The sequence below is a fragment of the Paradevosia shaoguanensis genome (assembly GCF_016801025.1).
Lineage (GTDB): Bacteria > Pseudomonadota > Alphaproteobacteria > Rhizobiales > Devosiaceae > Paradevosia > Paradevosia shaoguanensis.
Window position 1 is genome coordinate 3,631,405 of the sequence record NZ_CP068983.1, and the last position, 25,404, is coordinate 3,656,808.

General features: G+C 63.7%; 24 protein-coding genes. 15 read left to right on the plus strand and 9 right to left on the minus strand.

All coding sequences use genetic code 11. From position 1 onward, the window contains the following. The first annotated feature begins 1 nt into the window (after position 1). The 3 genes from JNE37_RS17735 (at position 2) to JNE37_RS17745 (ending at position 3,111) form a co-directional block, all read left to right on the plus strand. The gene (locus tag JNE37_RS17735) at positions 2 to 1,477 is read left to right on the plus strand and encodes an NAD-dependent succinate-semialdehyde dehydrogenase (protein ID WP_203064049.1); all 1,476 of its coding nucleotides are present in this window, start codon (positions 2 to 4) and stop codon (positions 1,475 to 1,477) included. A gap of 12 nt (positions 1,478 to 1,489) precedes the next feature. Next, complete coding sequence (locus JNE37_RS17740) at positions 1,490 to 2,182, plus strand: phosphatase PAP2 family protein (protein WP_246513353.1); 693 nt, start codon at positions 1,490 to 1,492, stop codon at positions 2,180 to 2,182. Between the two features lie 113 nt (positions 2,183 to 2,295). Next, the gene (locus tag JNE37_RS17745) at positions 2,296 to 3,111 is read left to right on the plus strand and encodes an inositol monophosphatase family protein (RefSeq protein ID WP_203064050.1); all 816 of its coding nucleotides are present in this window, start codon (positions 2,296 to 2,298) and stop codon (positions 3,109 to 3,111) included. 292 nt (positions 3,112 to 3,403) lie between these two features. Here JNE37_RS17745 and JNE37_RS17750 read toward each other — a convergent pair whose 3' ends face one another. From JNE37_RS17750 to JNE37_RS17770, 5 genes are all read right to left on the minus strand, one after another. Further along, on the minus strand, positions 3,404 to 4,264 hold the full coding sequence (locus JNE37_RS17750) for a glycerophosphodiester phosphodiesterase (RefSeq protein ID WP_203064051.1): 861 nt from the start codon (positions 4,262 to 4,264) through the stop codon (positions 3,404 to 3,406). Next, a complete protein-coding gene (locus JNE37_RS17755; RefSeq protein WP_035034948.1) occupies positions 4,254 to 5,324 on the minus strand; it encodes an ABC transporter ATP-binding protein in 1,071 nt (356 codons plus the stop codon). Before JNE37_RS17755 ends, JNE37_RS17750 begins: the two co-directional genes overlap by 11 nt. Before the next feature lie 28 nt (positions 5,325 to 5,352). Beyond that, entirely contained in the window at positions 5,353 to 6,189 is an 837-nt protein-coding gene (locus tag JNE37_RS17760; RefSeq protein WP_203064053.1) for an ABC transporter permease, read from the minus strand. Further along, positions 6,189 to 6,980, minus strand: coding sequence for an ABC transporter permease (locus tag JNE37_RS17765; protein WP_203066424.1), 792 nt, complete (start codon positions 6,978 to 6,980; stop codon positions 6,189 to 6,191). Before JNE37_RS17765 ends, JNE37_RS17760 begins: the two co-directional genes overlap by 1 nt. A gap of 92 nt (positions 6,981 to 7,072) precedes the next feature. Further along, a complete protein-coding gene (locus JNE37_RS17770; protein WP_035034954.1) occupies positions 7,073 to 8,221 on the minus strand; it encodes an extracellular solute-binding protein in 1,149 nt (382 codons plus the stop codon). A gap of 261 nt (positions 8,222 to 8,482) precedes the next feature. On the opposite strand from JNE37_RS17770, the gene JNE37_RS17775 reads away from it, so the two are divergent. From JNE37_RS17775 to JNE37_RS17785, 3 genes are all read left to right on the plus strand, one after another. Next, positions 8,483 to 9,526: a LacI family DNA-binding transcriptional regulator gene (locus JNE37_RS17775; protein ID WP_035034957.1), complete on the plus strand. Its 1,044-nt coding sequence runs from the start codon at positions 8,483 to 8,485 to the stop codon at positions 9,524 to 9,526. 72 nt (positions 9,527 to 9,598) lie between these two features. Next, the gene (locus JNE37_RS17780; protein WP_203064056.1) at positions 9,599 to 10,444 is read left to right on the plus strand and encodes an alpha/beta hydrolase family protein; all 846 of its coding nucleotides are present in this window, start codon (positions 9,599 to 9,601) and stop codon (positions 10,442 to 10,444) included. A gap of 189 nt (positions 10,445 to 10,633) precedes the next feature. After that, positions 10,634 to 12,097 (plus strand): mannitol dehydrogenase family protein, encoded by a 1,464-nt coding sequence (locus JNE37_RS17785; RefSeq protein WP_203064058.1) that lies wholly within the window; start codon positions 10,634 to 10,636, stop codon positions 12,095 to 12,097. A 62-nt stretch (positions 12,098 to 12,159) separates the two neighbouring features. On the opposite strand, the gene arfA is transcribed toward JNE37_RS17785, so the two are convergent. After that, positions 12,160 to 13,671 carry an arabinosylfuranosidase ArfA gene (gene arfA / locus JNE37_RS17790; RefSeq protein WP_203064059.1) on the minus strand — a complete coding sequence of 504 codons (1,512 nt, stop codon included), beginning with the start codon at positions 13,669 to 13,671 and terminating at the stop codon, positions 12,160 to 12,162. A 167-nt stretch (positions 13,672 to 13,838) separates the two neighbouring features. Next, on the minus strand, positions 13,839 to 14,630 hold the full coding sequence (locus tag JNE37_RS17795) for a DUF2189 domain-containing protein (RefSeq protein WP_035034966.1): 792 nt from the start codon (positions 14,628 to 14,630) through the stop codon (positions 13,839 to 13,841). Between the two features lie 237 nt (positions 14,631 to 14,867). Between JNE37_RS17795 and JNE37_RS17800 the strand changes: the two genes are divergently transcribed. Beyond that, positions 14,868 to 15,248, plus strand: a complete 381-nt coding sequence (locus JNE37_RS17800; protein WP_203064060.1) for a VOC family protein — start codon at positions 14,868 to 14,870, stop codon at positions 15,246 to 15,248. Between the two features lie 29 nt (positions 15,249 to 15,277). On the opposite strand, the gene JNE37_RS17805 is transcribed toward JNE37_RS17800, so the two are convergent. Together JNE37_RS17805 and JNE37_RS17810 are read right to left on the minus strand one after the other, a co-directional pair. After that, the gene (locus JNE37_RS17805) at positions 15,278 to 15,592 is read right to left on the minus strand and encodes a hypothetical protein (protein WP_035034969.1); all 315 of its coding nucleotides are present in this window, start codon (positions 15,590 to 15,592) and stop codon (positions 15,278 to 15,280) included. Between the two features lie 36 nt (positions 15,593 to 15,628). Beyond that, positions 15,629 to 16,831, minus strand: a complete 1,203-nt coding sequence (locus JNE37_RS17810) for a DUF2235 domain-containing protein (protein WP_203064061.1) — start codon at positions 16,829 to 16,831, stop codon at positions 15,629 to 15,631. 188 nt (positions 16,832 to 17,019) lie between these two features. Here JNE37_RS17810 and JNE37_RS17815 point away from each other — a divergent pair, with 188 nt between their 5' ends. The 8 genes from JNE37_RS17815 to JNE37_RS17850 all read left to right on the plus strand — a co-directional run bounded on the left by JNE37_RS17815 (position 17,020) and on the right by JNE37_RS17850 (position 25,401). Then, positions 17,020 to 17,637: a helix-turn-helix domain-containing protein gene (locus JNE37_RS17815; protein ID WP_203064062.1), complete on the plus strand. Its 618-nt coding sequence runs from the start codon at positions 17,020 to 17,022 to the stop codon at positions 17,635 to 17,637. A gap of 50 nt (positions 17,638 to 17,687) precedes the next feature. Next, entirely contained in the window at positions 17,688 to 19,268 is a 1,581-nt protein-coding gene (locus tag JNE37_RS17820) for an ABC transporter substrate-binding protein (protein WP_203064063.1), read from the plus strand. Between the two features lie 62 nt (positions 19,269 to 19,330). Then, on the plus strand, positions 19,331 to 20,356 hold the full coding sequence (locus JNE37_RS17825; protein WP_203064064.1) for an ABC transporter permease: 1,026 nt from the start codon (positions 19,331 to 19,333) through the stop codon (positions 20,354 to 20,356). Continuing rightward, positions 20,353 to 21,186 (plus strand): ABC transporter permease, encoded by an 834-nt coding sequence (locus tag JNE37_RS17830; protein WP_035034976.1) that lies wholly within the window; start codon positions 20,353 to 20,355, stop codon positions 21,184 to 21,186. The genes JNE37_RS17825 and JNE37_RS17830 overlap by 4 nt, the downstream gene beginning before the upstream one ends. Beyond that, positions 21,186 to 22,046: an ABC transporter ATP-binding protein gene (locus JNE37_RS17835; protein ID WP_203064065.1), complete on the plus strand. Its 861-nt coding sequence runs from the start codon at positions 21,186 to 21,188 to the stop codon at positions 22,044 to 22,046. Before JNE37_RS17830 ends, JNE37_RS17835 begins: the two co-directional genes overlap by 1 nt. Next, positions 22,043 to 22,843 carry an ABC transporter ATP-binding protein gene (locus JNE37_RS17840; protein WP_203064066.1) on the plus strand — a complete coding sequence of 267 codons (801 nt, stop codon included), beginning with the start codon at positions 22,043 to 22,045 and terminating at the stop codon, positions 22,841 to 22,843. Before JNE37_RS17835 ends, JNE37_RS17840 begins: the two co-directional genes overlap by 4 nt. Beyond that, positions 22,836 to 23,339 (plus strand): GAF domain-containing protein, encoded by a 504-nt coding sequence (locus tag JNE37_RS17845; protein WP_182400134.1) that lies wholly within the window; start codon positions 22,836 to 22,838, stop codon positions 23,337 to 23,339. Before JNE37_RS17840 ends, JNE37_RS17845 begins: the two co-directional genes overlap by 8 nt. Beyond that, positions 23,332 to 25,401, plus strand: coding sequence for a hydantoinase/oxoprolinase family protein (locus tag JNE37_RS17850; RefSeq protein ID WP_203064068.1), 2,070 nt, complete (start codon positions 23,332 to 23,334; stop codon positions 25,399 to 25,401). The genes JNE37_RS17845 and JNE37_RS17850 overlap by 8 nt, the downstream gene beginning before the upstream one ends. Positions 25,402 to 25,404 lie beyond the last annotated feature (3 nt).

Here is a 25,404-nt window from a genome sequence, read left to right on the forward strand (position 1 = left end):
CATGCTCGATCTGCCCGGCGCACTTTCCGACAGCGGTCTCGCCGCAGCCATACGCACCGACCTCCTCATTGGCGGCAAATGGCGCGATGGCAGCGAGGGTGGCCGTATCGACGTCCTTGATCCATCGACTGGCAAGGTCATCACCTCCGTCGCCAACGCGACCATCGGCGACGGCATGGCAGCCGTTGCCGCCGCTCATGAGGCAGGCCCGAAATGGGCTGCCGTAGCGCCGCGGCAGCGCGCCGAAATCCTGCGCCGCTGCTTCACGCTCATGACCGAGCGCGCCGAAACGTTCGCGCAGCTCATCAGCCTCGAAAATGGCAAGGCCATGCCCGATGCGCGCGGCGAGGTTGCCTATGCCGCCGAGTTCTTCCGCTGGTTCTCCGAAGAAGCCGTACGGCTCGTCGGCGAAGTCAGCGTGGCTCCTGGTGGCGCCTATCGCATTCTCGTCGAGCACCAGCCGATTGGCGTTTCGGTGCTGGTGACGCCGTGGAATTTCCCCGCGGCCATGGCTACCCGCAAGCTCGCGCCGGCGCTGGCCGCCGGCTGCACCTGCATTCTTAAGCCGGCGACCGAGACTCCGCTCACTGCCTATGCGATGGCGGCGCTGATGGAAGAGGCGGGTGTGCCGCCCGGTGTCGTCAATGTCCTCACCACCTCGCGTTCCGGCCCGCTGGTGAGCGCGATGCTGCACGATCCGCGCGTGCGAAAACTCTCCTTCACCGGCTCGACGCAGGTTGGTCGCACATTGCTCAAGGAAGCGGCAGACAGCGTCATTTCCTGCTCGATGGAACTGGGTGGTAATGCGCCATTCGTCGTTTTCGACGATGCCGATCTCGAAAAGGCGCTCGATGGCGCCATGGTCGCCAAGATGCGTAATGGAGGCGAAGCCTGCACCGCCGCCAATCGCTTCCTTGTGCAGAAAGGCATTGCCGAAGCGTTTTCGCGCGGGCTGGCCGAGCGCATGCGTGCGCTGGCCATGGGGCCGGGTTATGATGCTGCGTCGCAGGTGGGACCCATGATCAACCGCGCAGCGGTCGAGCGGATCGATTCCTGGGTGCGCGAAGCCGCCTCAGAAGGCGCGAAAATTCTCACCGGCGGCGAGGCCGATCTTTCGTCCGGCTTCTACTATTCACCGACAGTGATCTCAGGCGTCCGCGATGGCGCGAAACTGCTCAGTGACGAGATTTTCGGGCCGGTTGCGCCGATCACGATCTTCGAAACTGTGGATGAAGCCGTCGCACTGGCCAATCGGACAGAATATGGACTCATTGCATATGTTTACACGGAAGACCTGAAGAAGGGCTTGCAGGTTTCCGAGCGCATCGAGGCCGGCATGGTCGGTCTCAATCGCGGCCTAGTTTCCGATCCGGCAGCGCCGTTTGGTGGTGTCAAGCAGAGCGGGCTAGGCCGCGAGGGCGGGCACCACGGCATCATGGAATTCTGCGAGATCAAGTACATCGCGACGAGTTGGTAGCAGGAGTTTCGCGTGGGTTGGTGGAAGAACCTCGATCCGGTCGAGCGCTGGATGATGCTCGGTCTGGGCAGCGTAGCGGCGCTGGTCGCGCTCTTCCTGCGTATCGCCAGTGAGGTCGGCGAGGGCGAGACCACGACCTTCGATAACAGCGTCCTTATGGCCTTCCGCGTCCCCGGACATCCCAGTGAGCCGATCGGCCCCGCCTGGGTGCAGGAAATGGCGCGCGACCTCACGGCGCTCGGCTCATTCGCTGTGCTCGGCCTGCTGGTCGCCGGGGTAGTGCTGTTCCTCCTGCTCTCAAACAAGCGTGGCAGGGCGCTCTTTGTCCTCGTCTCCGTTCTCGGTGGCACCGCGATCTCAACCATCCTCAAGATGAGCTATGACCGGCCGCGACCCGAGTTGACCGAAGTAGCGCGCGTCTTCACCGCCAGTTTCCCCTCCGGCCATTCCATGCTTTCGGCCGTTACGTTTCTAACGCTGGGCGCTCTGCTCTCGGAATTGCAGCCGCAGCGGCGGCTCAAAGTCTACTTCATTTCGGTGGCCGTTCTGCTCACCCTGATCGTTGGAATCAGCCGCCTTTACCTCGGCGTCCACTACCCGACGGATGTGCTCGCCGGGTGGGCGGCGGGTGCGGCTTGGGCAGCTTTATGCCTGGTTGTGGCAACATGGCTGCGCCGTCGCGGTAAGTTGCACGAAACCGCCTAAAACGCTTGCGATTCAGGCTCGAAGGCCTACCGTCGAGTCGGCCGTAGGGACATGCGGCTGTCACATCGATCTGGTTCTTTCCCGCCCTCAAGAAAACGTTCACGGACACAGCCATGACCACCGATCGCCTCGGCCCCGAAGCTTCATCCCAACTTGCCGAGATGGCGCGCATCGCCATGGCCGCCGGCGACATCGCCCGCAACTCGTTGCGCCGCTATTCGGCCGGCGAAATGGTGCACAAGAAGCCTCGCGATTTTCAGACCGAAGCTGACGTTGCCGTCGAGACTTTCATCGTCGGCGAACTCAGGAAAGCCTTCCCCGATCACGGCATCTGGGGCGAGGAGCAAGTTGGCAATACCGAGCAGCCTGCCGGCGCGCCGCGCTTCCTCATCGATCCGATCGATGGCACCACCAATTTCGCCTGGGGCATCCCGCATTTCGGCATCGTCATCTCGCGAGAAATCGGCGGCGTGATCGACAAGGGCGTGGTCTACGACTGCATGCAGGACGAGCTGTTCTCGGCGGAGCAGGGGCAGGGCGCTTACCTCAACGGTCGCGCTATCCGCGCCACCAGCAACGCCGATCCGATCAACGCCGTGGTCGGGGCAGGCCTTCCCGTGCCCGGCCAGGTCAAATCGGTTCCGGTCGAAACCTATCACCACGCCCTGCGCCGCTTGATGGACACCACCTCCGGCGTCCGCCGCCTGGGCTCGGCCGCCATGTCCCTGGCCTATGTCGCCTGCGGCCGCCTCGACGGCTTCTTCGAAGACGGCCTCTCGCCGCTCGACTACGGCGCATCCGTGCTGATCGTGCGGGAAGCGGGCGGGGTGGTTACCGGGTTTAACGGTGCCCCGATCCCCGAAAGCGGTGCGATCCTCGCAGGTGGCGCGGCGATCCACCCGTGGCTGGTGGAAGGCTTCCGGTACTAGGCTACCCACATTCCAATGCATCTTCCCCGGCTTTTGTCGGGGGCGGTGCGATTTACCATTGAGTGGGGTCTTAGGCTGACGCACGCCGAAGCCGTTTGTGCCCAATCCCGCCCCGCCACTTACTTCCCCGGGCGAAGACCCGGGGCCTATTGCACCCGTCCCCCGAGTGGAGACATCCATGGGCCCCGGCTCTTCGGCCGGGGAAGATCGGGGTGGGGCGAGATGGCGGTAGGAATTGAGAATTGCTGCAACTAGAGGGGCGCCTACCCGCGCCCCGAAACGAAGCCGAGCCCTAAATCTCCGCTTCCTCCACATCGATCCTGGTAATCAACCGCCCCAGCCCCATCGGGTCGTCCGTCGTGATCTGATCCACCTTGAGATCGAGCAGTCGCTCCACGATGTCTGCCGTCTCATCCCCCGCCGACTGGATCGTATAGGCATCTATCCTGCGCCCGCCGTCGTGGAAGGCTTTCACCACGTCGAATCCGTTATCGTCGGCGAACAACACGAGCTTGTAGTGGAGATAGATCATCTCCGCCCGCGGTGAGTCCTCCAAGGCCGATTCAACGAAATCGGCGAAGTCCTTGCTTTCCATCAACTCTTCGAGCTTGCCGTCGTGGCAGGGGTCGTAGCCGACATGCAGTCGCGGCAGCGCCTTCGAGAGCGCGGCAACCGCCTCGGCGTCACCTGAGGAGAGGATCATGTGCTCTTGTACCGGCGCAACGGCCGCGGTGAAGCTGGCGAGATTCTCGGCCGTCAGGTCGCGCAGCGACTGCTTGAAATCGAGCTGCAGCAGCGCGTCCGGGTGCAGCCCGCCCTTGGCGAGCAGTTCAGCGAGGTCCTCGAGGATCATCACCGGATGTGTTGTGGGGTTGCCGTCATTGTCGCGCAGGCGCAATTGCCGGATGACGTCGGCCGATGCCTCGCCGACCGGCCCATGCCCCGTCGTCTCGCGATCGAGCGTCTCGTCGTGGAGGACCGCAAAGCCATTGCTGCCATGGCGGACGAGGTCCACTTCGACGCTGGCGCCCAGCCGCATGCCCTCGAGGATGCGCTGGCCGGTGAAGACGGGATCGGTCAGCGTCCGGCGGCCGCGATGCCATTTGTAGAAGGTGCGATGGCCATCGCGCAGGCAGAAAATATCACTGGGCATGTCGAGCGGGCTGAAGCGAGGATTGCTGGGAACGGTAGAGCACGGCGTCGTCGCGGAAGAGGGCGAAGCGCTCGGGCTTGAGTTGCACCCGATCCGCGCCCTTCCAGGCGTGATCCGGCGAAACCATGGCTTTGGCGCGCGTGCCGTTGGGGAGGTCCAGATCGACCATGGCATGCGTGCCGAAATCGACCGCACGATGGACGCTCGAAGTGTCGGGCGAAGCCGCCCCGATCAGCGAAAGCGCTTCCGGGCGCACGGCAAGCGTTGCGTCGCCTTCGGCAACCGGTGCGCCGACGGTGATGCCGCCGCCAGTGAACATGCCGTTCTTCACCTGGCCTTCGACGAAGTTCATCGTGCCGATGAAGCCGGCCACGAACGGGGTCTGCGGCTCGCGGTAGAGTACGTCCGGTCGATCGATCTGCTCGATATGGCCGTCACGCATCACGACGATCCGGTCGGCGAGAGCAAGGGCTTCGTCCTGGCCGTGCGTGACGAAGAGCGTCGTGATCTTGAGGCGCTGCTGGATGTCGCGCACTTCCTCGCGCAGGCGTTCGCGCAGATGCTGGTCGAGGCTGGCGAAGGGTTCGTCGAGCAGCAGGATCTTGGGTTCGAGCACCAGCGAGCGGGCGAGGGCCACGCGCTGCTGCTGGCCGCCGGACAGCTGGTTGGGCTGGCGCTTGCCGTAGCCGGCGAGGCCCACCAGTTCGAGCACGTGCTCGACTTTCTCGGCGATTTCCTTCTTGGGCAGACGACGCAACTTGAGGCCGAAGCCGATATTGCCGGCCACGTTCATATGGCTCCAGAGTGCGTGGCTCTGGAACACCATCGTCGTCGGGCGCTTTTCCGGAGGCAGGCGGGCTACTTCATCGCCATCGATCTTGATCGAGCCACCCGTGGGCGTCTCGAAGCCGCCGATCATGCGCAGGACCGTGGACTTGCCCGAGCCCGAAGGTCCGAGCAGGCAGACGAGTTCGCCATCGGCGACATCGAGCGAAAAGGTGTCGACGGCGGTGGTCGTGCCGAACTTCTTGGTGACGTCGTTGATTTCCAAGCGAGCCATGGTCAGCTCCAATCCATAAATGTCATTGTCATGCACCCAGCCCGCGAGCGAAAGCCCCCTGGCCGATGATGCGGCGCACGAAGAGCAGGGCGATGAAAGAGGGCACCCAGAGAAGCACCGAAAGCACGGCGCCGTACTGGACGACCATCTGGTTGTTGATGAACGAGATCATCAGAACGGGCATCGTGCGAATGGCCGGGGCGCCGATCAGCCAGGCGCCTTCCGTCTCGTAGAACGTGCCCACGAACGAGAGCAGCACCGCCGCAAAGATCGTTGGCGCTGCCTGGGGCAAGGTGATTGACCAGAAGACTCGCGCCGGGGAGGCGCCCACGTCGCGTGCGGCCTCCTCCATGCGACGGTCGACGCCCTGGAAGGCGGCAACGGGAATCCAGATCATGAACATCAGCGTGCCCACGAGCTGGATCAGCACCACGCCCCAGAACGTGCCGATGAGGTCGAACGTCAGAAAGATCGCCGCAATCGCCACGAGCAGGCCGAACTTGGGGAAAGCGTGCCCGGCCAGGAACGAGAAGAACAGCACGTTGCGGAACGGGAACTTCATGCGCGCAAAGGCATAGGCGGCCGGCAGGCAGATGATTGCCGAAACCAGCGTCACCATCGTGGTCAGCCGGATGCTGAGCCACAGCGAATCCCACACATCCGCGCGGCTGAGCGTGGCGTTCCAGAAGCGCAGACCGAACTTCTGCGGAATGACCGAGGGATAGCGCCACACTTCGGTGAAGGCCCAGGTGCCCACCACCACGAGCGGCAGCACGATCACCAGCGTCAGGGCAACGGCCATGAAAATGCCGGCCCAGTCTATGCGGGTACGGCTGCGGACGAAGGGAAGCGAAAGATTGGCCATCAGTTGGCGCCCCCGCGATTCTTGGCGACCGAGCGCACGTAAAAGATGCCGAAGAGAATGCAGAAGCAGAAGGCGATAACGGCCTGCGTCGTCGCGGCCAGTGGATCGCCGACGTCGCGGAACGTGCGCTGCATGAACGGCCCCATCATTTCGGGCGCAGCCGGACCCAGCACATAGGGCAGGGTGAAGGCCGAGAAGATGCCCAGCACGGCGAAGGAAAGCGCCACGAGGATGGAATTGCCGATGCGCGGCAGGATTATGTACCAGAACACCGAGAGGCGCCCGGCGCCGACATCGCGCGCCGCGTCCACCGATTGCGTGGAGACGCCGCCCAGGCCCGAGAGCAGGATCAGCACGGTGAGCGGAATATGGTCCCAGACGAGGCCGATCACGGGCCCCCAGGGGGTGAGATAGGGTGATCGGATCTTGGGGAGACCGACCGCATTGAGCATGATGTCGACAGTGCCGTTCGGGCCGATGGTGCGGATGAACGCGTAGGCCAGGATGATCGAGGGCACGAACATCGGAAAAATGGCAAGGCCCTGCACGTAGGCAGGGAGCGCGCCCTTGGCGAAGCGCAGGTAGATGGCGATGGGCAGGCAGATCAGGAGGAGCAGCGCCGCGGTCACCACCGTGGTCCAGAGCGTGACGTAGAGATTATCGAGGCTGTATTTGTCGGAAAAGAAGAATGCATAGGATTCCAGCGAGAACCGCCGCCCTCCGTCAGCGTCTTGCAGCCAGAACGTGCCGATGATCGCTGAAATGATCGGCCACATGATAAGCCAGACCATCAGCAGTACGGGCGCAGCGACGAGGAGGAGGCCCAAGAGCCCCCTCCCGTTGCGAGTTGTGGACGGCGCCTTCGCCCTTTCGACGGCGATGGTCACGCGTTGCGATCGATATTGGGAGCAACGTTGCGATACCAGCCATCATTGATGGCCTTTTCCCAATCGCCGCCCGGGAAGGTCGGGATGGTCTTGGGAACGATATCGGCGAACTTCTTGCGCAGGTCTTCCGAGACGTAATCCCAGGAAACACCCGGGAAGCCGCCGAGTTCGGTCAGGATCGCAGACTGCACTTCTTCGGTGAGCAGGTAGTCGGCGAGCTTGAGCGCGGCGTCGTGGTTGGCGGCGTTGGTCGGGATAGTCGCACGCGAGAAGTCGCCGCAAAGGGCGAGGTCGGTGAGCTGGACGAGACCGGTGGTGTCCGGCAGCACGCCCTGGTCGATGGCCTGGAGGATCTGGTCGGACCAGACCGGAACCATGGTGACCACGCTCTGCGACAGCAGCTGGATCGACTGCGTATTGCCCGAGGTATAGGCGCCGCCCTCATAGAGCGAGGGAGCCAGTTCGTTGAGCAGGGCCCAGGCCGGGGTCAGGGTCTGTTCGCCGAATTCGGCGGTGAAGTTCGTGGTGGTGAACTTGGACGGATCCTTGCCGTTCACCTGGTGGATAGCGCGGCGCACGAAGTTGCCACCCGAACCACCCTTGTCGGGACGGTTATAGACGAACTGGCCGGGATTGGCCTTGATCCAGGTGACGAGTTCGTCCCAGGTCTTCGGCGCCTTTTCGGCCGGCAGCTTGGTGGTGTCATAGGCCAGCAGCACCTGCGAACCGCGATAGGGCAGGCCGAACGGGGTCTGGATGGCGAGCGGGTTCACCTTCGAATAGTTCGACAGGTTCGCCTTGGTGAAATCGGTCCACAGACCGGCTTCGATGCCGCCGATCGGAAGGTGGGCGTCGAACGATTCATAGAAATCGGACTGCGGGTCCTTCTTGGTCTGCATGGCGGCCATGGCGCGCTCGGCGATTGCCAGCAGGCCCGAGCTGTCACCAGCGTCGACCCAGTTTACGGTCAGGCCGGGATTGGCCTTCTGGAAGCCGGGGATGATCGAATTGGCCCAGAAGTCGGTGATGTTGGCATCCGAGCTCGTGTAGACGTCGATCCGATTGGCCTCGGCGAAGGCGATGCGCGGCAGCAAGGTCGCGCCGGCGGCAGCAGCACCTGCAAAAAGCAGTTCGCGGCGTTTCATGGGTGTTTCTCCTCTTGTGACGACTAGACTTTGTTTTTTTGCGGCAGGTGCCGCGGAAGGCTTAGGCAACGCGAGGCATACGAGCTGATTGAAACCGTCCCACGACAATCATGTGACGTTTGCATATCAGCCATGTAACAATTGAATGAACACGTGATCATACCCAAAGGTCAAGTGGAGATTGGCGGACTGTCACAACGCCGATATGAAGGCAGGCAAGGATGTGCATCGATTGAACACGCTGCCAGGTCGGAGGAGCAATTGAGCGACGACAGCGCCGATACCGAACGCACGCGCGAGCACCCGGGGAGTTCCACCGCGCTCGACGTGGCGAAGGCCGCAAAGGTCTCGCGGATCATGGTTTCCCGAGCCTTCAACCCTGAGGCTTCGGTCAGGCCCGACAAGCGGCAGCACATTCTCGATGTGGCGGCGAGCCTGGGCTATCACCCGGATATGGCCGCCCGCGCCATGGTCACCCGCCGCTCAAACCTCGTGGCGGTGGTGGTCAGCACGTTGGCCAATCCGTGGGAAGCGCAGGAAATCGACGCGCTAACCGCTGTGCTGCAGGAGGATGGGCTGGCCGTGATGGTGTTCCGGATGGAGCACAAAAGCCGGCTGCAATTCAATTTCGCCCATATCCGCGCCTATCGACCTGCCGCCGTCATCGCCTACATGGACGATCTCAAGCCACACCAGCTGCGCCGTGCCTTCGGCAATTCCCCGGCCATCTACCCGGTCTATGGCGCCCATGCACCCACGGACCACGACGAGCACATGGTCGACCGCCTCCATGTCGAGCAGCATGAGGGAATCGCCAACGCCGTCCGGCTGCTTGCCGGCACCGGCCGCAAGCGGCTGCTGTACGTGCGCGGGGAGGGGGCGGCTTCCGATCTTGACCGGGTCGACGCACTCGAAGAGGCATTGGCCGAGCACAGCATCGTCTTCGAAGCCGCCATCGACGGCAATTTCGACTACGCCACGACTCGCGCCGCCGTCATCAACTACTGGCGCCGCGAGGGCCAGCCCGACGCCATCTTCGCAGCCAATGACACCAGCGCGTTCGGCGCCATCGATGCGCTGCGCTACGACCTCGGCGTCTCGGTGCCGCAGCAATGCGCCGTGGTTGGATTCGATAACATCCGCGAGGCTGCCTGGCAGGCCTATAACCTCACCACGATCGGCGTCGATCTGCGTGAGCGTGTCCAGGCGCTCCGCCGCATGGTGGCTGCACGGGTCAGCGAGCCGCGGGCGCGCTCGATGGTCGAAACCATCCGCGCACGACTGGTGGTGCGCGGCACGGCCTAGTCCGCGCTTCGCATTGACGCTTCCATTGCGCTCGTGCCAGCGTCGTCCGGTTGATGAACTGGAGGGTGTTCAATGCGTGTTTCCACTCTGTCCGCTGCGGCCATTGCCGGCCTGCTGCTTTGCTCCACCGCCATTGCCGGCGAGACGAGCGTGACGCTCGAAAAAGGGATCGACGCCACGCTCAATGTGCCCGATGGCGCCAAGGGTGCGCCGGCCGTGCTGATGCTGCATGGTTTCGGCAGCGCGAAGGACGAGGTCGGCAACATGTATGCTCGCGAAGCCGAGGCGCTGGCCAAGAAGGGTATCGCCTCGCTCCGCATCTCCTTCGAAGGCTTTGGCAAGAGCGATGGCGATACCGGCGCGACGACGGTCGACCAGCAGCTTGCAGATGCCCTCATTGCCGCCGACTACCTTGCCAATGTCCCGGAGATTGACCGCGCCAGGCTCGGCGTGCTCGGCTTCAGCCTGGGCGGCGGCATCGCCATCCTTGCCACGGCCGAGCGCCCCGATTTCTTCAAATCGCGCGTCACCTGGTCATCGGTCGGCGACTTTGCCGAGGACATGAAGGGCTCGGTGGGGCAGGAGGCCTTCGACAAGGCTGCGGCCGATGGCATAGTCGGCCTCGACCTCGGCTTCCGCACCATTGCCCTCAAGAAGAGCTTCTTCGATAGCCTCGCCGCGCACTCCCTCAAGGATGCGCTTGCCGCCTACAAGGGCGCCTATCTCGCCATCGCCGGCAGCGAGGATTTTTCGGCCAAATACGCCCAGCAATATGTCGACGCCGCGCCCGGTGACACCAAGGAAGCCATGATCGTCGAGGGCGCAGACCATATCTATGGCGTGCTGGGCCAGGATCAGGCGCAGGCGGACCTGGTAATCAGCAAGACCGCGGACTGGTTTGAGGCGACGTTGAAATAGGGCTGAGCCGGAGCTGCTGCTTCTCCCGTTGGGGGAGGCGAGGTACGTGGTTAAGAGCACTGGATAGAGCCAGCAGGTCTCCCTCCCCCTTGCGGGGAGGGGACAGGGGTGGGGGTAGCCACCCCCCACCTACCCGCCATTGACGCCTCACTCATTCTACCATACCAGATGCGAAGCTCCGGAGTTCCCATGCCTCGCCTCACCCCCGAAACCCTCGCCTCCGCATCGCCCTCAACCCGACGCTATGCCTACGACCGCGGCGTCATCGCACCCGGCATCGTCCACCTCGGCATCGGCGCCTTCCACCGCGCGCACCAGGCGGTCTATGTCGATGACCTCCTCGCCCAGCATCCGGAATGGGCCATCGTCGGCGCCAGCCTGCGTCGTCCCGATACCAAGAAGGCGCTGGAGCCGCAGGGTAACCTCTATTCCGTGCTGGTCCGCGATGCCTCGGGCAGCGCCTGCCGCGTCATCGGCTCCATTGCCGGGATCATCGATGCCACGACCGAGGGCGAAACGCTCCTCGAGCTCATGGCTCGGCCAAGCGTGCGGATCGTCTCGCTGACCGTTACCGAGAAGGGCTATTGCCACGATCCGGCGACCAGCCATCTCGATCTCGCCCATCCCGACATCGTTCACGATCTCGCCTATCCGAGCACCCCGCGCAGTGCGCCGGGTTTCCTCGTCGAGGCGTTGGAGCGTCGCCGCCGCGCCGGCATCGCGCCCTTCACGATCATGAGTTGCGACAACCTGCCGAGCAACGGCCGCACCGCGCAGCGCATTGTGGGCGAGTTCGCCGCTGCACGCGGCCGCGAGCTTGCGGCCTATGTCGAGACGGTGGCCTTCCCCAGCACCATGGTCGATCGCATCGTACCTGCCACCACGGACGCCGACCGCGAAGCCGTCGCGGCCATGCTCGGTCTGGACGACGCCTGGCCCGTGGTCACCGAAGCGTTCAGCCAATGGGTGATCGAGGACCATTTCCCCGCTGGCCGGCCGCCTTTTGAAACTGTCGGCGCTCAGATGGTCGAAGATGTCGAGCCGTTCGAGCGCATGAAGCTGCGCATGCTCAACGGCTCCCACTCGACGCTGGCCTATCTCGGCTACCTTGCCGGCCACCAATATGTCGCCGACGCTATTGGGGATTCCGCCTTCCGCGATCTCATCTTCGGTCTCATGACAGAGGAGGTGATGCCGACGCTCGACATGCCGGGTACCGATCTCGCCGGCTATCGCGATGCCTTGCTCGACCGTTTCGCCAATCCCGCGCTCAAGCACCGCACCTGGCAGATCGCCATGGATGGCAGCCAGAAGCTGCCCCAGCGTCTCCTCGGCACCATCCGCGACCGCATTGCCGCCGGCCAAAGCTATGATCGCCTTGCCCTCGGCGTTGCCGCCTGGATGCGTTACGCCACCGGTACGGATGAAAAGGGCGACCCTATCGACGTCCGCGACCCCATGGTCGATCGTTTCCGCGCCATCGCCGCCGAAGCCGGCCGCGATGCGGAGCGGCTGGTCGACGGCTTCCTTGGACTGCGCGAAGTCTTCGGCACGGATCTGCCAGACGATCCCACATTCCGTGCACTGTTGGTGCGTTTGCTCACAAGCCTGCTGGAGCAGGGCGCCGCGGCTACGGTAGGGCAGGTGAAATAGCCGCAAACCAACCCTCCCCCTTGCGAGTGGGGAGGGCCAGGTAGGGGGCTCGGGCTCTGCGCCTAGAGCTTCGCCCGGATCATCTGATACGAATAGGCCGGCAGCTTCACCGACAGTCGGCCATCCTTGATCACCGCGCCGGTGCCCTTGGTCGGGGTCACTTCGTCGGGGTTCTTGGCCGTGTTCACCGCCTCGAGATTGGCGTGCGTCATCACTTGGTGATCCACGATCGTGGCGCTGCCAAAACCTTCCAGCGCGATGTCGAGGTCGATCGCCTCATTTCCGTTCCGGTTCACCGCGAAGAAGGTTAGCGTGCCGTCCTCTTCGTTGTGGACGCCCGTCACGTCGGCATAGGGAACTCCCTTAACGTTTTCAGCGTCGTAGGTCGGGGAGTTCACAACCAGATTCAGGGCAGTGCCGCGGCCGTAGATTGAAGCGAAGTAGTAGGGGTAGTAGATGGTCTGCCGCCAGGCCGCGCCCTTCGGGTCGGTCATGATCGGAGCGATCACGTTCACGAGCTGGGCAATACAGGCGATCTTCACCACGTCGGCGCGGCGGATGAAGGTGTTGAGGATGAGGCCGACCTGCAGCACGTCCTCGAAATTGTAGACGTCTTCCAGCAGCGCCGGGGCGTGCGGCCAGCCGTCATTGCCTTCCAGGATCTTACGGTCCTGCTGGTTGGAGTGATACCAGACGTTCCATTCGTCGAAGGAGATGTAGACGTCCTTCTTGGAACGCTTCTTGGCCTTGATGAACTGGATCACGCCGGCCACGGCGTTGATGTAGTTCTCCAGCTCGATCGAGAGCGCCAGGTAGTTGCCGGTCTTCTTCTCGCGGTTGGCGAAATACATGTGCAGCGAGATGTAGTCGATCGCATCATAGGTGTGATCGAGCACCGTCGCTTCCCACTGCGGGTAGCTCGGCATCTTGGCGTTGGACGAGCCGCAGACGATCAGTTCGAGCGATTTGTCGAAGGCGCGCAGGGCCTTGGCGGTTTCGTTGGCCAGGTGGCCATATTCGTCGGCGCTCTTGTGGCCGACCTGCCAGGGGCCGTCCATCTCGTTGCCCAGGCACCAGAGCTTTACGTCCCACGGATCCTTGCGGCCGTTCTTGATGCGCAGGTCGCTCCAGTAGGAGCCGCCGGGATGGTTGACGTATTCGACGAAGTTGCGGGCCGCGTCGAGGCCGCGCGAGCCGAGGTTGACGGCCAGCATCATGTCGGTGCCGACGGTCGAGCACCAGTCGGCGAATTCGTGGATGCCTACGGCGTTGGATTCGGAGGTGTGCCAGGCGAGGTCGAGGCGAGTCGGGCGCTCTTCGCGCGGGCCGATGCCGTCTTCCCAGTTATAGGCCGAGACGAAGTTGCCGCCCGGATAGCGGACCATGGGAACGTTGAGGTCCTTGACCAGCTTGGCGACGTCGCCGCGCATGCCGTTCTTGTCGGCGGTGGGGTGATCCGGCTCGTAAATGCCGGTATAGATGGCGCGTCCGAGGTGTTCGAGAAACGCGCCATAAACGCGATCGTCGATCCTGGCGATCGAATAGTCCTTGTGCGCCGTCACCGTCGCCTTCATCGAGGCCTCCTCCTCAAGTAATCCCGATGTTCTGATTTATATCATCGAGTGCGGTACATAAGGCGTGAGAGGCAGCGAAAGTCAAGCGCCTTCGGCGCGTTTGATCCAAAGAAGTATGGAGATGAAGAGGGGTGCCGGAGCCGCTGTCGGCTCCGGCGGAAAAGCGGTCAGGCGACCAGCTTGCGATAGAGGTGCCAGGTGGCGTGGCCGAGCACCGGTACGACGACGGCAAGACCCACGAAGAACGGGATCGAGCCGATGGTGAGCAGCACCGCGACGATAAGGCCCCAGGCGAGCAGGGGGATCGGATTGGCCATGAAGGCCCGGACCGAGGTTTCGATCGCCGCGAAGGCCCCCACGTCGCGATCGAGCATCAGCGGAAAGGCGATGACCGTGGTGGCGAGCGTGACCAGCGCGAAGAGGAAGCCGACGCCGCAACCCCAGAGCATCAGCTGCCAGCCCTGCGAGGTGGTGAAGACCTCGCTGAGGAAGGCGGTGACCGAGGTCGGGGCGCTCATGCCGAAGGTTGCCTGGTAGATACTCTCGGCCGCTGCCAGCCAGAGATAGAAGATGGCGAAGATCATGATGCCGACGGCGATGATCGAGGGGAGAGCGGGCGAGCGCATCACTTCGATCGCGTGGATCCAGGAGGTGTCCTGTCCCTGTTCCTTGCGTCGGCTGATTTCGTAAAGCCCTATGGCGGCTATGGGGCCGAGCAGGGCGAAGCCGGAGGCAAGCGGGAAGACCATGGGCAACGCATTGGCACCCGAGGACCAGATCGCCAGCGCGATACCGACTACTGCGTAGATGAGGCCGAGAAAGGCATAGTGGGACGGTTTGTCCCAGAAGTCCGAAAGGCCCGCGCGCAGCACGTCCCTAAGGTCCGACATCTGGATCTTGCGAATTTGGGGGTGAGCCACAGCCTTGGTGGCACCGCCGATCACATGAAAGTCTGCCATTGCTTGTCTCCTCACGAAGACAGGAACAACGGGTCGTGCGAAGAGCGCACCGTGGTGGCTGGTCACACGAAACCGCGTGCCTGCTAGAGGTTCACGTTAGCCGAAAAGTCCGGCTTTGTCCCTATGCGATGGTTTTGGCCCGTTTCAGCTTGTCGTGAGGGCTTTCGTTTGGCTCCGCTCACGGGGAGGCGTACAATCGCGGGCGTTGAGGGCAGGTGTCCAGCAAGGGAGGTTGCCATGCTGACCGATCATCGTGCCTATGCCACTATTCCCGCCGCCGACATGACCCGGGCCAAGGCCTGGTACAAGGACAAACTGGGGCTGTCTCCGTTCCGCGAAGACGAGACCGGCGCCATCTATCATGTGGGTGCGGGAACGGGCTTCCTGCTGTATCCGACGCCCAATGCCGGCAAGGCGCCCAATACGCTCATGTCGTTCGGGTCGTCGGACGTCGTGGCGGATGTGAAGGACCTCAAGCGCCACGGCGTCGTATTCGAGGAATACGACATGCCGGGCCTCAAGACGGTCGACTCGATCGCGAACATGGGCATCTATCACGCCGCATGGCTCCGCGACGCCGACGGCAATATCCTCGCCATCGGCGACGAGCCGAACTGAGTTCCGCTCCTCTCGGGAGCGGACAGGAATCAATCGCGGCGGAACACCAGGGCCGCGAGCAGGGCGACGGCGGCCAGCGCCGCGGCGGTCTGTAGCGGGTTGTCGCGCATCACCTGGCCGGCCGTATTGGCCTGGCCGCCGACATAGCGGGCTGCCGCGCGGGCGCGGTGGCCGACTTCCTCGCGCAGGTCGTGGCTGTTGAGCGAATGACGCATGTCCTCGAGCGAGGAGGAGATGGACGCGATCTGGCGGCCGAGCGAAGCGATCTGGTCGCTCATGTGCTCGGACAGGTCTTCGACGACATGTTCGGCCTGCCGGATCGGCTTGATGTTTGAGCTCGCCATGTTTCAACCCTCCTAGGCTTTGGCTTGGGCACCCGACTAACTCGGGGCGGAGGGGCTTGGTTCCGTTGGTCGCCGTTCCTCGCTGCGCCGCCTTGCGGTCTGCGACTGCCGCTCGAAAAAGGCCGAAAGCGCCGCCGGGCGATAGATCGGCCAATCCGCCGACGCAGTACGCGCGATGCGCGCCCGGCTGCTGGCGCCCAGATCTGCTTGTCGCCACGGCCCTTTCCGCGCGCCGCGCCGGTAGATGATCTCCGTCCAGCTTTTCGGAGCCGTCATGTTGTGAAGGGGTGCGAAGTCGTCGCGCTCACCAGCATACGCCTTGAGTGCCGCACGATCGAAGGCGAGACCCTGCCGGCTGGCGCCGTCCATGATCCAGACCAGCGGGGAGGCCGATAGCCCCGTAATGTCGCCACCGCCACCCACCGAGCCGTGGTCGCCCGGAAACCAGAGCTGATGGTAATTGCCCGCACGGCCTTCGATGCGGTTGAGGTCGTCGACATTGTCCCACAGCGCCGGCTCGAAGCTCAGCCGATCCTCGTCGATCGCCACCGCATGACGCGCCGCTTCGACGATGCTCGACAGCGCCGCGTCATGGAACTGGTACTTGGCCGCGGTCCGGAAGATACGCTCGAGCAGCAGGTATCTGGGCATGCCGAGCGCGCCCACCGTATCCCAGACGCCCAGATATTTGAGCGTGAAGAGCGGCTGGTTGGTCAGCGCTGCCGGCACACCCAGCGCCTGCCGGAACGCCCGGTCCTCGGGCTTCATGATGATGTCCTGCGAGTTTTCCAGCCGGAACTGCTGCGCCCGCTCCATGTCCGGATGCGCCTCGGGCGAATTGTCCTTGTAGAACTTGAAGGCCTCTTCGACCTTGTCGAGCCTATCGCGGGTGACGATCCCGCATTTGCGGATGAGACCGGCCAGCGAGCGCGCCGTGAAGGCGCCGCGCGAAAAGCCGAAGATATAGATTTCATCGCCTGGATCGTAGTTGAAAACGAGGAAGCGGTAGGCCGCCGCGATCTTGTCGAAGAGCCCCCAGCCGAAGGCTCCGGCGAGCGTGCGTTCGAGTGCCTGGTTGATGAGGAAGGTCGTGCCGACCCCCTCGTCGTAGTAGGTCACCTGAGGCACGCCGTCCGTGCCGTATGGCAGCACCGAACGGGCCGCCAGCACCACATTGGTCGGGTGTTCGGCCGATAGCCGGTTCCAGGTGCCGTCGCAGAAGACTGCCAGCCGCTTCATCGAAGTCCCCTCCAGCCCCGCTCCATACTGCAGGTTTTCCGGGCGTTTGGGGAGAGGGCAGTGCCTGCAGGCTATCCACGCTGCCGCTCATTTCGGCAGCGATTTGCCCAAAGTTTAGTCCCACTAAAATCGGCTTGACAGTCGGGTTTTTCAGGTCCCAAGTTTAGTATGACTAAACAGAGGATGGTATGAGCGACGAGTTTGCCGCCCAGATCGAGAGCGAAACCTACCCGATGGGGCACCGGCTGCGTGAGCGCCGGGTCGATATCGGACTCACCCTCAAGCAGGTGGCGGACGGCGCTGGCCTTTCGGTCGGCTTCATTTCCCAGGTGGAGCGCGGCATCACCATGCCCTCGCTCTCTTCGCTCGTGTCCATCTGCAAGGTGCTCAAGACCGACGTCAGCACCTATCTCCAGCAGCCACGCAACCAGAGCCGCCTGTCCCGGCATGGGCAGCGCGAGGTCTATTCGCTGGTCAATGCCAGCACGCGCATGGGAGCGCAGCCGATCACCTATGAACGGGTATCGAGCAATTTTCCCGGCCGCCACATGCATTCGGTGCTCATGAACATCCCGCCCGGCTACAAGTCCGAGAGCATCTCGCACGATGGCGAGGAGATGCTCTACGTGCTCTCGGGAGAGGTCACGAGCATCGTCAACGACAATCACGCAATTCTGCAGGTGGGCGATGCCGAGCATTTCCCGTCCACGCATCCCCATTCGGTCTGGAACCACACGCAGTCCATGGCTGTGGCGCTCTGGGTCGGAACACAGGAATTGTTCGGCGAGGAACCGTCGGACGACTAACCACGTCGGCTGCAAAGGCCGCGAACTGGAAGGCTCAAGGAAGGAAAACCATGAAGACAATCAATCGGGCGATTGCTGCCGCGGCGCTGGCCGCGACCGCGCTGACCGCCGTTGTATCCGCCGCGCAGGCCGAAACCGTGCTGCGCCTCGATGAAGTGCCGGTCGGCGAGCTCGACCCGGCCAAGGCGTCGGACTATGCCGACTCCATCCTGATGTTCAACGTCTACGACACGCTGGTCTTCGCCGGTCAGGGCAAGCCGGGCATGGTGCCCGATCTTGCTTCGAGCTGGGAGACGGACGGCACCTCGTTCACATTCAAGCTGCGCGACGACGTCAAGTTCCAGAGCGGCAATCCCTTCACCTCGGCCGACGTGGTCTATTCGCTTGAGCGCATGAAGGCGCTGGGGCAGGGCCTTTCCTACCTCTTCGAGGACGTGACCGGGGCGGAAGCCGTTGACGAGCACACCGTCAAGTTCACCCTCGCCAAGCCCTATGCTCCGTTCCTCGCCGCGCTCGTGCGCCTGCCGATCGTGGACAAGAAGCTGGTCGAAGAGAACACCACGGGCGACGATTGGGGCCAGGCGTATCTCTCGACCCATTCGGCCGGTACGGGCGCTTACTCGGTAACGTCGCACAATCCGCAGTCCGAAACCGTGATGGCCAAGAACCCGTCCTACTTCCAGGAGATGGATGCGGCGGCTCCCGACACCGTGCGCCTGCGCTATGGCCTCGAAGCCGCAACCGTGCGCACCCTGGTCGCTCAGGGCGAGCACGACATCACCTCGCAGTGGCTGCCGCCCGAAGTGCTGGCCTCGCTGGCCAAGGAGGGCAACCAGCTTCTCACCGAGCATGGCAACGGGGCGTTCTACATCAAGCTGAACACCGCCAAGGCGCCGTTCGACGACGTCAACTGCCGCCTGGCCGTGTCCAATGCGTTCGACTACCAGTCGGCGCTCAAGCTCATCGCCGTGACCCCGGAAGTGTCGCAGGGCAAGGTGCCGACCGGCGCCATTCCGGCCCAGATGCTCGGTGGTTTCCCCGATGGCGAGCCGCTGAAGCAGGATCTGGCCAAGGCCAAGGAATTCCTGTCGCAGTGCAAGTACAACCCGGCCGACACCGAGGTCGAAATCTCCTGGATCGCCGAAGTGCCGATCGAGGAGCGTTTCGCTCTGCTGCTTCAGGCCAACATGCAGCAGCTCGGCTTCAAGTCCAAGATTACCAAGATGCCCTGGGCGCTGTTCGTGGATGCCGTGACCAAGCCGGAGTCCACGCCCAACGTATCGCAGGTCAACGTGGCCTCGGTGACCGGTGACCCGGATACGCTGCTTTACGGCATGTATCACTCCTCGGCCGCGGGCACCTGGCAGTCGCCGGAATACCTCAAGGACGAAGAAGTCGACAAGCTCCTCGACCAGGGCCGTGCGGCCACCAGCGAAGAAGAGCGTGCGGCTGCCTATACGGCGCTCAACAAGCGCCTGATGGAAATCGCGCCCTCGATCTACGCCTATGACTCGCAGGCCGTGTTCGCTGCGTCCAACCGCGTCAAGGTTCCGGCTTTGAGCGATGACAGCAAGCGCATCTCGCTGGACAGCGCCGGCTTCCAGTTCCGCCTGATGGAAATGCAGCCGTAACGGTTCCAACCTTTCGGATCGGCCCCCTTGGCGGGGCCGGTCCGGGTCTTTGAAAGCGCAGCATGTCACCCGTCATCCGTGTTCTGCTCCAGCGCATCGGGACATCGATCCTGGTGTTGTTCGGAGTGTCGATCCTGATCTTTGCCATCGCGCGGGTCATTCCCGGCGATCCGGCGCGTATCGCGCTGGGCCCCAATGCGACTGCGGAGGCGGTTGCGAACCTGCGCGAGCAATTGCACCTCAACGACAACATCGTGGTGCAATACGGCTATTTCCTCGCGGACCTCTTCCGCGGGAATCTCGGCATCTCGCTCTATACCAACCGTCCGGTGACGACCGACCTCGCGCAGTTCCTGCCGGCGACGTTCGAGCTCATCATCGTGGCCGGCATCATGATGATCGGCCTTGGCCTGCCGCTGGGCATCCTGGGCGCGCGCTACCGCAATACGTTCGTGGACGGGCTGCTGCGGGTGGTGTCGCTGCTGGGTGTCTCGGCGCCGAGCTTCGTGTGGGCGGTGGTGCTCATGCTGCTCTTCGCCTATTTCCTGCCGCTGTTCCCGATCGCAGGCCGGCTCAATGACGCCTTCGTCGTTCCGCAGGTCACAGGCTTCATGCTGGTCGATACGCTGATCGCGGGGAATATCCCGGCGTTCCTCGACGCCCTGCGCCACATCATCCTGCCGGCCTTCGCGCTGGCGCTGAGCGGCATCGGGCAGGCGGCGCGGCTGACGCGCGCCAACATGATCGAGACCTACGACAAGCCCTATATCGAGATGGCCGAGGCCTTCGGCTTCCCGAGCGCCAGGATCGCCAAGAAGTATGCGTTCAAGCCCTCGCTCATTCCGTCGCTGACCATTATCGGTCTCGACTTCGCCTCGATGCTGGGCAGCGCTTTCCTGGTCGAGGCCGTGTTCGCCTGGCCGGGGCTGTCGCGCTACGGCGTGCAGGTGATCCTGCGCAAGGACCTCAACGCCATCGTGGGCACGGTGCTGGTGATCTCGCTCGTGTTCCTCATCGTCAACATCATCGTGGACCTGCTGATCGCGTTCATCAATCCGCGCATCCGCCTGTCGCAGAGGTCGCAGTGAGCCGCACGCTTTACATCCTCCTGCGCAATCCGCTTTCGCTGGTGGGCATCGTGCTCATCGGTCTGGTGGTCTTTGCCGCAATCTTCGCCGATTTCATCACGCCGTTCCCCGAGCATGTCGGGGCGGTGGTGGACTTCACCAATTTCAACCAGCCGCCGCACTGGCCGAACATCTTCGGCACCGACCTCGTCGGGCGCGATCTTTTCACCCGCGTGATCTTCGCCTTCCGCACCTCGCTGCTGCTGGCGGTGGTGGTGCTCGCCATCGCGGTGCCGATCGGTGTCGTGATCGGGCTCATTGCGGGCTACACCGGCGGTTGGGTCGACTATGTGCTGATGCGCATCACGGACGTCTTCCTCTCGATCCCGCCGCTGGTGCTGGCCATGTCGATCATGGGCCTGCTCGAGCCGTCACTGACCAACGGCATGCTGGCGGTCACCGCCATGTGGTGGCCGTGGTACACGCGCCTCGTCTACAACATCGTGCGCTCGGAGCGTGAAGAGGGCTATGTGCTGGCCGCCGAAGTCGTCGGGGCCTCGCGCTGGCACATCATGTTCCGCGAAATCCTGCCCAATTGCGTGCCGGCCATCATCACCAAGATGACGCTGGACTGCGGCTTCGTGATCCTCATCGCGTCTTCGCTCTCCTTCCTCGGCCTTGGCGTACAGCCGCCGACCCCGGATCTGGGGTCGATGGTGGCGGAGGGCGCCAATTACCTGCCGGATAGCTGGTGGCTGACGGTGTTCCCGGGCCTGGCTATCCTCATCGCGGTCTTCGGGTTCAACCTGCTCGGCGATGCCCTGCGCGATATCCTGGGGAGCGACGCCTGATGGACAAGACGCTCGCGATTTCCGATCTCAAGCTGGCCTTCAAGTCCTATTCCGGGCTCTCCGAAGTGCTGCACGGCATCTCGCTCGACATCGCGCCGGGCGAGACGGTGGCGCTGGTAGGCGAGTCCGGCTCGGGCAAGTCGGTGACGGCCCGGATCATCCTCGGCCTCCTGCAGCGGCTGCCGAATGCCCGGATTTCGGGGCAGGTCATGTTCGATGGCCGCGACCTCGAAAAGCTCAGCGAAGCCGAGCGCTACGCGCTGCGCGGCACCGCCATGTCGATGATCTTCCAGGACCCGACTTCGGCGCTCAATCCGGTCTTCACCATCGACGTGCTGTTCCACGAGGTGCTCAAGCGCCGCAATCCTTCGATCTCCGCGCAAGAGGCCCGGGCGAAGGCCAAGGCCGCGCTGGAAGAAGTGGCGATCACCGAGCCCGAGCGCGTGCTGCAAAGCTACAGCTTCCAGCTTTCGGGCGGCATGAACCAGCGCGTGATGATCGCCATGGCGCTGGCCAACGAACCCAAGCTCCTGCTGGCCGACGAGCCGGGCACGGCCCTCGACGTTACGGTCCAGGCGCAGACGCTCAAGCTGATGGCCGATCTCGTCGAGCGGCACGGCACTTCGGTGCTGTTCATCTCGCACAACCTCGGCGTCGTGCGCGAATTCGCAGACCGCGTCTATGTGATCTACAAGGGCAGGATCGTCGAGACCGGGCCGACCGAGGCGCTGTTCGAGAACCCCGGCCATCCCTACACCAAGGCGCTGCTGCGCGCGGTGCCGCGGATCACGGGTGGTGGCATTCCCGACATTTCGGAAGATACGGGCGACTTCTACGCGCCGATGGTGGTGCACTCATGAGCCAGCCCATTCTGTCCCTGAAGAACCTCACCAAGACGTTCGACGTCAACGGGCACGAGGTGAGGGCCGTCTCCGACGTGTCGTTCGACGTCATGCCGGGCGAATGCCTGGCCATCGTGGGGGAGTCCGGATCGGGCAAATCCACCATCGCCAACATGGTGCTGGGCATTTACGGGCCGACCTCCGGCTCGATGGTGTTCGAAGGCACCGAGTTGCCCGCCAAACGTGACCTGGCGCATCGCCGGGCCATCCAACTCGTGCAGCAGAACCCGCTCTCGGCGCTCAATCCGCGCCGCACCATCGGCGCTTCGCTGCGGCTGGCGCTCGATGTCCACAACATCGGCGAGCGCTCTGGGCGCAACAAGCGCGTGGGCGAGTTGCTCGAGGAAGTCGGCCTGCCTGCCGATTTCGCCAAGCGCCGCCCGGCCAGCCTTTCCGGCGGTCAGCGGCAGCGTGTGGCCATTGCCCGGGCGCTGGCCTGCCAGTCGCGCCTCGTCGTGCTCGACGAGCCGACCTCGGCGCTCGACGTGCTCGTACAGGCACGCGTCCTCAAGCTCCTCGACGACCTGAGGAAGGCGAGGGGGCTCACCTACATCTTCATCACCCATGACCTGTCGGTCGTCCGCAACATTGCAGACCGCATGGCCGTGTTTGAACGGGGCCGGCTGGTGGAGCTGGGCGAGACCGCCCGGATCTTCAGCGCGCCGGAACACCCCTATACCCGCAAGCTCATCGGGGCGGTCCCCGTGGTCACCACCGACGAGCTCGAACTGAGAGACAGACTGATCCATGACTAATCCGACCAATCCGCACGCCGCTTTCGCCGCCGAACTGGCAAAGGTAAGCGGCCAGCCGCAAGTCGCCTACGCGGCGCTGCACGAGCTTACCAACCGGGTGATCGGAACCAAGCTCTTCACCATTCTCGGCCTCGACTACGATGCCGGCGTGATGCGCCGTCTCTACTCGGACAACCTGGAGCTCTACCCGGTCCCCGGCGCCGACCCGATCGGCGACACCGTCTGGGAGCAGACCATCATCGGCAAGCGCGAGCCGCTGGTGCTCAATTCGGCCGAGGCGCTCAAGGCCGTGCTGCCGGAATATCCCAAGCTCGAGGCACTGGGCTGCAAGTCCATGCTCAACCTGCCCATCGTCGTCTTCGGGACCTCGATCGGCACCCTCAACATGCTCAACGTTGAAGGCCACTTCACGGCCGAGCGCGTGGCCGAGGCCTATGCCCTCACGGCTGCCGCCGCCACGTGCCTGCTGATGACGAAAGAGACTGCCAATGGCTAAGACAATCCGCGTTGCCACCGACGTCGGTGGCACCTTTACCGACCTCGTCGTCTTCGAGACGGATCAGGAAACCGGCAAGTCGGTCGTCAAGACCGCCAAGTCGGACACCACTCCGCCGAACTTCGAGAAGGGCGTGCTGAACGTTCTCGCCAAGGGCGGCGTCGATGTCTCCGAGATCGACTTCCTTGCCCACGGCACGACCGTCGTCATCAATGCGCTGACCGAGCGCAAGGGCGTCAAGGTCGGTCTCATTACCACCGAAGGCTTCCGCGACACGCTCGAAATCGCCCGCGGCAATCGTCCGGATTTCTTCAACCTGCACTACGCCAAGCCCGAGCCTTTCGTGCCGCGTTTCCTGCGCCGCGAGGTTGCCGGGCGCATGAGCTACAAGGGCGAGGAGATGGTCAAGCTCGACCTTTCGGGCTTGCCGGCCATCCTCGACATCTTCAAGGCCGAAGGCGTGGAAGCGGTGGCGATCAGCTTCCTGCATTCCTATGCCAATCCGACCCATGAGCAGGCTGCCTTGGCCGAAGTGCAGAAGCTCTGGCCGGAAGTCTCGGCCGTGGCCTCGCACCAGATCACCCGCGAATGGCGCGAATACGAGCGCACCAACACCGCGGTGCTCTCGGCCTATGTGCAGCCTGCGGCGGAACGCTATCTCGGCCGCCTGGCCGATGGCCTGAAGCAATCCGGCTTTGATGGCGACGCCTACATCATGCAGTCGAACTGCGGCGTGGACTCGATCGAAGCCGTGTCGCGCATTCCCATCACCATGGTCGAATCCGGCCCTGCCTCCGGCTTCTGGGGCGCGGCGGAACTCGGCAAGCTGATCGGGGAAACCAACGTGCTGGCGCTCGATATCGGCGGCACGACGGCCAAGTGCTCGCTGATCGAGGACGGGCACGTCAAGATCATGACCGACTACTGGATCGAGCGCGACCGCAAGTCGGCCGGCTATCCGATCATGGTGCCGGTGGTGGACCTGGTCGAGATCGGCAATGGCGGCGGCTCCATCGCCTGGGTCGATGAACACGAGAAGCTCCATGTCGGCCCGCAATCGGCCGGCGCCAGCCCGGGCCCGGCGGCCTATGGCCGTGGCGGCGACAAGGCGACGACCACCGACGCCAATCTCTGGCTCGGCCGCATCAACCGAGACTATTTCTGCGGCGGTGAAGTCGTGGCCGACATGGCCGCGACCGAGAAGGCGCTGACGGCCGTGGGCGGCAAGCTCGGCATCAGCCCGGAGGAAGCCGCGCGCGGCATCATCCGCATCGCCAACAACAACATGGTCAACGCCCTCAAGCTGGTGTCGCTCAACCGTGGCCACGATCCGCGTGACTTTACGCTCGTCGCCTTCGGTGGCGGTGGCGCCATGCATGCGGTGGCGCTCGGCATGGAGCTGGGCGTCAAGAAGGTGGTGATCCCGACCGGCGCTTCGGTGTTCTCGGCCTGGGGCATGATGATGAGCGACCTGCGTCGCGATTACTTCGTCACCCGTCTCGGCGACCTGCGCCCCGGCGCTGCCGAAGGCATCGAGAAGACTTTTGCCGAAGGCGAAGCCCATGCCCGCGCCCAGTTCGCGGCGGAAGGCATCGACCCGGCCAAGGTCAAGGTCCTGCGTTTCGGCAAGTTCCGCTACCAGAACCAGGAGCACACGACCGAAGTGCTGATCGACGGTCCGGTGACCGAGGAGCGGCTTGCCGCTATCGAGGCCGATTTCCACCAGACCTACGAGCGCGAATACACCTATCGCCTCAAGGCCCCGGTCGAGATCGTCGGCATCCACCTCGTGGCGTCGGCGGAAGTCGGCAAGCTCACCATGGAAAAGCGTGCGCCGACCGGCATCCCGGCTTCGTCCGCCCTCAAGGGCGAGCGCAATGTCGACTATGCCCTCGAAGGCATCCACAAGGCTGCCATCTATGACGGCGCCAGGCTCGAGCCGGGCATGACCTTTGCCGGTCCCGCCATCATCGAGGACCCCGGTACCACCGTGGTCATCCATCCGGGCAACCGGGTGGAAATCGATGGCTTCGGCAATATCCAAATCACTCTGGCGGCGTGAGGC

Coding starts and splice junctions, on each gene's coding strand:
- JNE37_RS17780 (WP_203064056.1), top strand. CDS start 9,599: ATGCGTGTTTCCACTCTGTCCGCTGCGGCCATTGCCGGCCTGCTGCTT.
- JNE37_RS17745 (WP_203064050.1), top strand. CDS start 2,296: ATGACCACCGATCGCCTCGGCCCCGAAGCTTCATCCCAACTTGCCGAG.
- JNE37_RS17750 (WP_203064051.1), bottom strand. CDS start 4,264: ATGCCCAGTGATATTTTCTGCCTGCGCGATGGCCATCGCACCTTCTAC.
- JNE37_RS17765 (WP_203066424.1), bottom strand. CDS start 6,980: ATGGTCTGGCTTATCATGTGGCCGATCATTTCAGCGATCATCGGCACG.
- JNE37_RS17735 (WP_203064049.1), top strand. CDS start 2: ATGCTCGATCTGCCCGGCGCACTTTCCGACAGCGGTCTCGCCGCAGCC.
- JNE37_RS17820 (WP_203064063.1), top strand. CDS start 17,688: ATGAAGACAATCAATCGGGCGATTGCTGCCGCGGCGCTGGCCGCGACC.
- JNE37_RS17805 (WP_035034969.1), bottom strand. CDS start 15,592: ATGGCGAGCTCAAACATCAAGCCGATCCGGCAGGCCGAACATGTCGTC.
- JNE37_RS17755 (WP_035034948.1), bottom strand. CDS start 5,324: ATGGCTCGCTTGGAAATCAACGACGTCACCAAGAAGTTCGGCACGACC.
- JNE37_RS17815 (WP_203064062.1), top strand. CDS start 17,020: ATGAGCGACGAGTTTGCCGCCCAGATCGAGAGCGAAACCTACCCGATG.
- JNE37_RS17810 (WP_203064061.1), bottom strand. CDS start 16,831: ATGAAGCGGCTGGCAGTCTTCTGCGACGGCACCTGGAACCGGCTATCG.
- JNE37_RS17825 (WP_203064064.1), top strand. CDS start 19,331: ATGTCACCCGTCATCCGTGTTCTGCTCCAGCGCATCGGGACATCGATC.
- arfA (WP_203064059.1), bottom strand. CDS start 13,671: ATGAAGGCGACGGTGACGGCGCACAAGGACTATTCGATCGCCAGGATC.
- JNE37_RS17760 (WP_203064053.1), bottom strand. CDS start 6,189: ATGGCCAATCTTTCGCTTCCCTTCGTCCGCAGCCGTACCCGCATAGAC.
- JNE37_RS17795 (WP_035034966.1), bottom strand. CDS start 14,630: ATGGCAGACTTTCATGTGATCGGCGGTGCCACCAAGGCTGTGGCTCAC.
- JNE37_RS17770 (WP_035034954.1), bottom strand. CDS start 8,221: ATGAAACGCCGCGAACTGCTTTTTGCAGGTGCTGCTGCCGCCGGCGCG.
- JNE37_RS17835 (WP_203064065.1), top strand. CDS start 21,186: ATGGACAAGACGCTCGCGATTTCCGATCTCAAGCTGGCCTTCAAGTCC.
- JNE37_RS17850 (WP_203064068.1), top strand. CDS start 23,332: ATGGCTAAGACAATCCGCGTTGCCACCGACGTCGGTGGCACCTTTACC.
- JNE37_RS17840 (WP_203064066.1), top strand. CDS start 22,043: ATGAGCCAGCCCATTCTGTCCCTGAAGAACCTCACCAAGACGTTCGAC.
- JNE37_RS17785 (WP_203064058.1), top strand. CDS start 10,634: ATGCCTCGCCTCACCCCCGAAACCCTCGCCTCCGCATCGCCCTCAACC.
- JNE37_RS17800 (WP_203064060.1), top strand. CDS start 14,868: ATGCTGACCGATCATCGTGCCTATGCCACTATTCCCGCCGCCGACATG.
- JNE37_RS17845 (WP_182400134.1), top strand. CDS start 22,836: ATGACTAATCCGACCAATCCGCACGCCGCTTTCGCCGCCGAACTGGCA.